The following is an 809-nucleotide window of genomic DNA, read 5'->3' as shown; positions in this document are numbered from 1 at the left end:
TCGCTGCAAATTCTACATAATTGAGCTTTTCATGCTGATTCATTGTTAACTCCTGTCATTTTTCCAATTAGCGCATAACGCCCGCTTAAGGGGCTGACAACGCTACTACCAAGTTTCCGCATAACACTAAAACCACCGAAATCAACGCACAGTAAAAATGCCACGCGTTGGAAGTCCCTCTTGAAGCGTTTGTTATGTTCACAGTTTAAAATGCATAACAATTTCTTTAAGTTGACTTGCAACACGGATAAAACCAAATTTTTCATAAGATTTAATGGCAGCAAGATTACCGGAATAAACCGTTAGCTCTAGCCTATCCCCATTGCGCTCCTGTAACACCGACTTCGCTTTAGTTAAAAGAGTTTGTCCGATTGACTTCCCACGTACATTTGGTGACACGTACATTTGAACTAGCTCTAATGAGTGCGGCTGTTCCAAAGAAAGCAAGCCACATAACCCGACTAATTCATTATTGTAAAAAGCACCCAGCATAATGTGATCATTGCTCTCCTTTTCGATCATTTGTTCGAAGAACAACTTCGGTAATTGAGATTGGATCTTGTAATCAGAGCCAAATGCCTCAGGGTATAACCGTAAGCTTTCTAACCGTAATTCTCGATATTTCAGGCTATCTTGCGGCTTTAAAATTTTACAATAAACTTCCATGTTTCCTCGTGTGAACATAACGCCGCGTTAAGGGGTGAGCAACGCAACGACCAACCTTCCGCATTGCTCTAAAAACTAATAAAATCAACGCATAACAAAAATGCCACGCGTTGCGAATCCCTCTTGAACGCTTTGTTATGTAC

At 40.8% G+C, this 809-nt stretch carries 1 protein-coding gene; it reads right to left on the bottom strand.

What is annotated here, in order from left to right; all coding sequences use genetic code 11:
* Positions 1-198 precede the first annotated feature (198 nt).
* On the bottom strand, positions 199-666 hold the full coding sequence (locus FKN88_RS17410; RefSeq protein WP_238925700.1) for a GNAT family N-acetyltransferase: 468 nt from the start codon (positions 664-666) through the stop codon (positions 199-201).
* Between the last annotated feature and the right edge of the window lie 143 nt (positions 667-809).

This window comes from Vibrio sp. 2017_1457_13 (assembly GCF_030851525.1).
Lineage (GTDB): Bacteria > Pseudomonadota > Gammaproteobacteria > Enterobacterales > Vibrionaceae > Vibrio > Vibrio metschnikovii.
Note: the sequence above shows the minus strand (reverse complement) of the source record. Positions and strands in the feature narration are given on the sequence as shown.